Consider the following 6258-nt stretch of genomic DNA (forward strand, 5'->3'; position numbering starts at 1 on the left):
TATAGGCAGCAAGGATAAAATACTCAAAAGCAAGTGCGACCGCCTACAGAAAATAATCCGTGAGATGGGAAGCGTGGCTGTGGCTTTCTCAGGAGGAGTGGATAGTACATTCCTTCTGAAAATATGTGAGCACACCCTGGGAGAAAATGTGGTTGCCATCACCGCTTCCTCCGAGATAATACCCTCAAAAGAAGTCGAAGAAGCCAAAAAGCTAGCAATGGAGCTAGATGTGGAGCATATCGTGATTAGCCTGGATGTCCTGGAAAATGAGGACTTTGTGGACAACAGCGAAGAGAGGTGTTATTTCTGCAAACATGATCTTTATCTTAGATTCAACGATATTACCTTGCAGAAAGGAATTTTACATCTCATAGATGGTACGAACTATGATGACTTTGATGATTTTCGACCAGGTCAAAGAGCCGCACAGGAATTGGGCGTGCGAAGCCCCTTGGCTGAGGCAAGGCTGACCAAAGAGGATATCCGCTTCCTTTCAAAATATTTGTCCCTTCCCACGTGGAATAAATCTCCCATGGCCTGTCTGGCTACCCGAATCCCCTATGGTCAGAGGATCACTCGTGAAAGGATCAACCTCATCCACACAGCTGAATCCGTAATCCATGAACTTGGAATCAACCAGGTTAGAGTTCGCCTTCACGATGAAAGAACTGCCCGAATCGAAGTGGCAAAAATGGATATCCAATTATTATTCGAGCTCAGATCGTGGATTTTGGATAGTTTCAAGAGACTAGGTTTTGACTATATAACTGTTGACCTCGAAGGATACCGCCAGGGAAGCATGAATCTTCCTTTTCCCACAGAGGAGAAAAAATGTGTTTGAGCGCTGCTTAAAAGACCTTTTAAAAGATGTTCGGAATGGGAAGATAGATATCGATACCGCTTTGGAAAGACTCAAGGATTTGCCCTTCTCCGAACTTGGATTTGCCAAGGTTGACCTCCATCGACTCTTGAGGAAGGGTTTCCCCGAAGTTATCCTCTGCCAAGGAAAATCTCCTTCTCAGATTAAGGAAATTGCTCTGACCTTGCTGAAGACGGGACAGGATCTTCTGGCCACCAGAGCCGATGAAGCAGCTCATCAAGCCATCAAGGAGGTTAACCCAAAAGCCATATATCACAAGGAGGCCAGAGTTGTGGTTGTAAAGCAGAAAGAAAAAAGGCTCGTGGGAAAAGTCCTTGTGGTCACGGGGGGAACCGGAGATATCCCCATAGCCGAAGAGGCGGCGATCACCGCGGAGGTCATGGGGAGCGATGTAGATCGGCTCTATGATGTGGGAGCCGCCGGCATCCATCGCTTACTTTCGTTCAAAGAGAAGCTCGCCGAGGCTCGAGTGATCATAGCCATAGCCGGAATGGAGGGAGCGCTTCCGAGCATCATCGCGGGATTGGTTGCCTGCCCCGTAATTGCCGTGCCCACAAGTGTGGGGTATGGAGCGAGCTTCCAGGGATTGGCGGCGCTGCTTACCATGCTCAGCTCCTGCGCACCCGGAGTAGCCGTGGTGAACATAGATAATGGCTTCGGCGCCGGCTACCTAGCCGCCGTAATAAATCAGTCAATAGTTGAGGAAAAACCTCGATAGACAATAGCTAATGGTCGATTCTTGTCTGGCTTCTGAGGTTTTACTTTCTCTCCCACACCCTCTTTCTCCAAAGTGCCTTTGCACCAGCCAAGATGGGGAAAATAAAGAAGAAAATGAGCAATATCCCCAAAACTCTATGAAACTTCTCATATGCACCAACCCAAAACAACTTACCATAGAAAATAACGCTGGTGAAGATGAGGAAAAAATTTTAAAATTTTTTCTATGGTGGTAAACTTAACAAAAGGAGATTGCCACGGCTTCGCCTCGCAACGACTTCGTCGGATTGCCGCGCCCCAACAAGTCGAGGCTCGCAACGACAGAGTGTGGATGCAGACGCGGCGCAATGGCTTAAAAGTATTGCCAAAATCTCTGTGAATGAGGTTTAAATGAGAATAGCTTATTTTGATTGCTTTTCGGGAATAAGCGGCGACATGGTCTTGGGTGCACTTTTAGATGCCGGGCTTCCCTTCGAGGTGCTCCGAACCGAACTCAAGAAGCTTCCGCTCAAAGATTATGAAATAAAAGTGGAAAAAGTGGAAAAAGTGGGCATCTCGGCGACGAAGGTGTGTGTCCGAGCGGAGGAAAAGGGCATCATACGTACCTGGTCCAATGTGAAAAGCATCATTCAAGAGAGCAAATTAGATTCCCATGTGAAAGAGAAAAGTCAGCAGATATTCTTAAAGCTCGCTGAGGCCGAGTCCAAAATCCACCGCAAAAGCATAGATCAGGTTCACTTCCATGAGATTGGGGCCCACGACACCCTCATAGATATCGTGGGAACGGTGATTGGATTGCATCATTTGGATGTGAAAGAGGTTTACTCTTCTCCCTTGGCCACGGGAATGGGACTGATGAGAACGGAACACGGGGTGCTTCCCATCCCCGCTCCGGCCACCCTAGAGATACTGAAGGACCTTCCCATCTACAGCGCGGGTATCGCCACCGAGCTGGTCACTCCCACGGGAGCGGCCATAATAAAGACCTATGCCAAAGAGTTTGGGGAAATGCCTCCCTTGAAGATAGCATCCATCGGTTATGGGGCAGGAACCAGGGATCTAAAAATACCGAATGTTCTCCGCATCGTAGTGGGAGAAGCCTTAAGGATGGGCGAGGATATGAATATGGTGGAGACCATTAAGGCAAACATCGATGACATGAATCCTGAACTCTATCACCATGTCATGGAAAAGCTATTTGAAGCTGGTGCCCTGGATGTGTGGTTAACCCCAATTTACATGAAAAGAAATCGCCCGGGAGTCACTCTCTCGGTTCTCCTCCCCTTAAGGATCGAAGAAAAAATCCTGGAGATACTATTCGAGGAGACGACAACCCTCGGGATACGATGTTCAAGGGAGACTCGCCGAAAATTAGCCCGTGAAATTCTTGAGGTTGACACGGAATTTGGTCCCATTGTCATTAAAATAGGCAAGCTTGGAGAAAGAATTGTGAACATCTCCCCCGAATATGAAGATTGTGCACGGGCGGCCAGAAAATCCAATGTGCCCATCAAATTGGTCTACGAGAAGGCAAAAGAAGCGGCCAAAGAGGAACTGAAGAAAAGAGGCGAAACCTAACGCATCATGAATTTAAATTCCCTTATGTTATTAGCGGTATTTTTCTCGTTGGGGACGGAACCGACCTTGATGGTGAGAAGATGAACGACATTAAAGGTGATGGGCTTGAGTCCTGAGAAGACAATGGTTTTCTTCTCACCGGGAGCCATGGAGGAAATTTTAGCTTGCCATTTGTACTCCCGGGGCTCGGTTTCGGACTTTAGGATTGCCTCCACGGGAATGTTTTTCTCCGGCTGATTTCCCTGATTCTCTACGGTTACTGTGGCCGAGAGCTGATTTGACCTGGGTAATATGGCCAGTCTTCGCGAAACCACATAGCTTGCTTGCTTTGGCTCTATTTTGAGTTCAATGATTCCCACACCGTGTATTTCCTCTAAAGCCTCGACTCCCTTCAACTCCCGAAGATAAGCAATTATGCTCTCCTTTTGAAAAGCCATGCTTTCCTTCAAGAATTTTGAATCGATCACCGAGACGGGTACGTGCATGTCCTTCAAAACCCCCTCCACTTCCTTTCGAAACAGGGAATATGCCCTATCGCTTAAGCGAAGATCCATCAACGCCAAAGCCACTTGCCCGCTGGATACCTCCAGATCTATATCTTTAAGAGCGCTGAATAGAGCGGGTTTATAATCCTTCAAACCCTTAGCTCGGAGATCGAGACATATCATGAGATACGAATGGGCTTTCTTTAATTTGGAAGGGACCTCAATTTTGCGGGATTCCTTCGCGAGGGATCCGCTCCTCGTTGCCTGGTTGGTTAATTTTTTCCCCAGTTCGGAACGGGATATTTTGGGCGCATCGGCTTTTAACCGGTTGAAATCCCTAGCTATGGCGTTAGATTGGACGACGATTTTATTGGTTTCGAGAATGTAGGTTTTGAGGCGGGTTTTCTCCCTTTCTTTTCCCAAACCCCCACTTATGATGCCCACGAGGTAAATCACCGCTAAAATGAGGAGAAAAAGAAGAAGAAGTCTTAAACGCGACCTTCTTTTGCGACGAATGTAAGGATACCTTTTTCTCTTGGAATAAGTGGTGCTCAAAATTAATTAACTCCTTTACTTTTGGTTGATGATTTGGTGGATATTTTGGTTGATGATTTGGTGGATAATTATTTGCGCTGCTTTAAGCAGTGCTTTCGTTTTTGTATATTATGGTGCCGCGGGGGAGATTCGAACTCCCAAGCCCTTTCGGGCATCAGCTCCTGAAGCTGACGTGTTTGCCAATTTCACCACCGCGGCCCTCTTCCAATATTCTTCCAATATATTATTGAACTATTTTTTTCTTCCTTTGTAAACATTAGTACATCTCGCTGATAGTATTTCCATAATTCTTCGCTTATTCCTGCAATTTCGACTTGTGGATAGACGTCAAAGAGTTAAAATAAAGAAAATGAATGAAGACTTGTTGCTCAACAGGTATCAGATACTTAAGGGACTAGGAAAAGGTGGATTTTCTGAAGTATACAAGGCTTATGACACCCGAATGTACCGGGTGGTGGCCATCAAGAAAATCCCGTCCTCGCGCAAGACCGCACCCCGTGCCTTAAGGGAAGCCCGCACTGTAGCCTTGCTCAACCACCCAAATATCGTCACCCTCTACGATTTTGAGGAATTTGAAGACGACTATTACCTGGTGATGGAATATATCGAGGGAGCCACCCTCGCGGAAATCTTAAATAAAAAATCCTCACTCTCCTGCGATCAAAGCATCGCCATTGCCAGCCAAATTTGCCTGGGGTTGGAGTGTGCTCATCTCAATGGAATCATTCACAGAGATATAAAGCCCGAAAATCTCATGCTCCTCCAGGATGGAAGGGTAAAAATCATGGATTTTGGCATCGCCCGTCTCAAGTCCTCCACGATGACCAGAAGGGGAGATATTTTGGGAACCCTGGCTTACATGTCGCCGGAGCAAGCTCAAGGAGAATACGTGGATGAGGCGACGGATATCTTCTCCCTTGGTGTGGTCCTCTATCAAATGCTCACCGGAGTGTCACCCTTCGCCGCTGAAACCTCGGGGGCTACCATTTTTAAGGTGCTCAATGTACACCCCGTTCCCCCCAGCCGAATAAATCCCGAAGTTCCTCGAAAGCTAGATGGGGTAGTGCTTAAAGCCTTAGAAAAAGATCCGGAGGCAAGATTCGAAACAGCGACGGAGATGCGATATAAACTGGAGCGATGTCGAACCTCAAGAGTATCGCCACAGAAATTACTGAAGCCCCTCATCCGTGTGGCTCGAAGAGAAGAGGAAGAAGAGGAGATACCCAGCGGATTGGACCAGATGAGGGAGAAGATTTGGTCAGTGGTTGGGGATCATGCCGAATCGCTGAAAAGGGGTATCGCTTCCATCGTCCTCGCCTTAAGTTTCTGGCTTGCCTTCCAAAAATTTCCCTTTTATCCAGAAGGTATAACTCTCTTCCTTTCTTTGGCCATCCTCCTCCTCGCCTTCCTTGCTCCATCGGGGGGCATAGCCTCATCCTTTGCCCTACTCTTCCCGTCCATAACCAAATACTCATGGGGTTTGGGGATACTCTTTGCCTCATTCTCCCTGATTTATTGGCTTGCTTTCTCCCGTAAGAAACCCTTGACCTCCATAGTACCGCTCTTCATCCCGCTCGCAGCCCATTTAAACCTTGAACTCGTCTATCTTTTCCTGATCGGTTTGATTTTCTCACCCCCACTTGCCGCGTGCTTAAGCGGATTGGGTTGTCTGGGATTGGAGCTTTGCGATCTTTTCACCGGTCATCAGATCTTGAGATTCACCGATATTCCCAATGAATACTTTCTTTTCAAATCGCTTAAAGGTCTTGGTCTCACCGGAGCCTTGAAACAGCTAATTGCTCCATTCCTGCGTCACCCATTTCTCATCTACCAAGCGCTCCTATGGTCCGTTATAGGATTCATCATGGGTGCAATGACCATCAAAAGGCGTTTTTCCTCGAGTCTCCTTTCAATCCTGGTAGGATCCGCTCTTTTGGTCATTGGATATACCTGGATTCCCACAATATTAAATATTCCACAGGTATCCTATGGCGGATTAATGCAAAGGCTCTCCTTTTCACTTATAATGTTATTTGTTCTGCT

At 47.0% G+C, this 6258-nt stretch carries 5 protein-coding genes and 1 tRNA gene; 4 read left to right on the forward strand and 2 right to left on the reverse strand.

Annotation, left to right across the window (positions count from 1 at the left end; translation table 11 throughout):
• From larE to larC, 3 genes are all read left to right on the forward strand, one after another.
• The coding region (larE, locus tag AB1466_00850) for an ATP-dependent sacrificial sulfur transferase LarE (protein MEW6188651.1) at window positions 1-841 on the forward strand (841 nt) is incomplete at its 5' end.
• The gene (gene larB / locus AB1466_00855; protein MEW6188652.1) at window positions 834-1598 is read left to right on the forward strand and encodes a nickel pincer cofactor biosynthesis protein LarB; all 765 of its coding nucleotides are present in this window, start codon (window positions 834-836) and stop codon (window positions 1596-1598) included. The genes larE and larB, both read left to right, overlap by 8 nt.
• Window positions 1599-1987: 389 nt before the next feature.
• Window positions 1988-3175, forward strand: coding sequence for a nickel pincer cofactor biosynthesis protein LarC (larC, locus tag AB1466_00860; GenBank protein ID MEW6188653.1), 1188 nt, complete (start codon window positions 1988-1990; stop codon window positions 3173-3175).
• Here larC and AB1466_00865 read toward each other — a convergent pair.
• Together AB1466_00865 and AB1466_00870 are read right to left on the reverse strand one after the other, a co-directional pair.
• Window positions 3172-4215: a hypothetical protein gene (locus AB1466_00865; protein ID MEW6188654.1), complete on the reverse strand. Its 1044-nt coding sequence runs from the start codon at window positions 4213-4215 to the stop codon at window positions 3172-3174. The two genes, larC and AB1466_00865, sit on opposite strands and share 4 nt — an antisense overlap.
• A 111-nt stretch (window positions 4216-4326) precedes the next feature.
• Window positions 4327-4413, reverse strand: a tRNA-Leu gene (locus AB1466_00870).
• Window positions 4414-4564: 151 nt separating this feature from the next.
• Between AB1466_00870 and AB1466_00875 the strand changes: the two genes are divergently transcribed.
• Window positions 4565-6258 (forward strand): serine/threonine-protein kinase (locus tag AB1466_00875; protein ID MEW6188655.1); only part of this gene is annotated, 1694 nt, incomplete at its 3' end.

Source organism: Actinomycetota bacterium (assembly GCA_040755895.1).
Taxonomy (GTDB): Bacteria; Actinomycetota; Aquicultoria; order Subteraquimicrobiales; family Subteraquimicrobiaceae; genus Subteraquimicrobium.